The sequence below is a fragment of the Halomonas sp. 141 genome, assembly GCF_002810305.1.
Classification (GTDB): Bacteria; Pseudomonadota; Gammaproteobacteria; order Pseudomonadales; family Halomonadaceae; genus Vreelandella; species Vreelandella stevensii.
Map to the genome: position 1 here is coordinate 1 of NZ_PINZ01000098.1, position 1,329 is coordinate 1,329.

Annotated in this window: 1 protein-coding gene; it reads right to left on the minus strand. The window is 57.7% G+C overall.

Annotated features, from left to right (window positions below; translation table 11 throughout):
- Nucleotides 1-86: 86 nt before the first annotated feature.
- Entirely contained in the window at nucleotides 87-1,223 is a 1,137-nt protein-coding gene (locus tag CWI66_RS17440; RefSeq protein ID WP_100732373.1) for an RNA-guided endonuclease InsQ/TnpB family protein, read from the minus strand.
- Between the last annotated feature and the right edge of the window lie 106 nt (nucleotides 1,224-1,329).

Genomic DNA, 1,329 nt, shown 5'->3' on the forward strand with positions numbered 1-1,329 from the left:
CTGACACTCCCCGCCCGCCGCGCTTCGCGCTTTGGGCGAGGGTTCTGAGATCACCCCCAGAACCTTCCTGCTTCCACACGCCTTCACTAGATAGCAGCCAGGCCGCTGCCCTCCGCTCCGGTCGCTCCACAGGCTAACCCCGCCAGCCCGGCGGTTTGTATATTCCTGGCCGCGTTGATGTCGCGGTCAATGGGATAGCCGCAGCTTTCGCAGTGCCAGTGACGTTGCGACAGCGGCAGTTTCTCAACCTTGTAGCCACAGCCATGACACCGCTTGCTGCTGGGGAACCACTGGCTCACTTTCACCAGTTGGCGCTCCGCCCAGGCGGCCTTGTATTCCAGTTGCCGGACGAACTCACCCCACCCGGCATCGCTAATGGATTTAGAAAGCCGTCTATTCTTGATCATACCAATGATATTAAGTGACTCGACGCACAGGACTTGGTTTTCGTTAATGAGTGCGCGGGTCGCTTTGTGGGTAGCGTCACGGCGACAGTCGGCGATCTTGGCATGTAGCCGTGCCACTTTCCAACGGTGTTTGTTGCGGTTGTTTGAACCTGTCTGTTTTTTCGCCAACCGGCGCTGCAAGCAGGCCAGCTTCGCCTCGTAGCGTTTCAGATGACGCGGATTGCCCGATTTTGCGCCGTCACTGGTAATGAACAAATCGCTCAAGCCGAGGTCAATGCCGACCGTTTTGCGCGTGACCGGAAGCGCTTTTGGCACGAAATCACACAGGCAACTGATGAAGTAGCGTCCAGCACGATCGCGTGAAATCGTGATGGTAGAGGGTGCAGAGGGTAGTGACCGGCTCCATCGGATGGGTAACGGCGTCTTCGCTTTTGCGATAGTGATCTCACCATCCCGATAGCGGAACGCGGCCTTGGTCAGCCGGATCGACTGCCGGCAATCCTTGCGCTTGAAACGTGGGTAGCGCGCCTTGAGCTTTGGGTTGAAGAAGTTGTCGAAGGCGGCTTTCTGGTCGCGGAGCGTTTGCTGCAGGATCACGCTGGAAACATCCCGCAACCACGGAAACGCCGCCTTTAAGCCCACCAGTCGCTTTTCCGCCGATGAGTGCGAGACCGATTCACCGCGCTGCTGATACGCCTCGGTGCGATAGGCCAGGGTATTATTCCAGACAAAACGGGCACACCCGAACGACTGCGCCAGCAGCTCAGCCTGTTCGGAGGTGGGGTAGAACCGTTCTTTGTAGGCACGCTTTTTCATACTGTATAAATATCAGGGCAATGAGGCGAAGTCAATCTGGCACCGCTACGCGGTGCGCGCTTGTATCACCGCCCGACTGGGCGATGCTTTACGCGCTGTTTGGTAA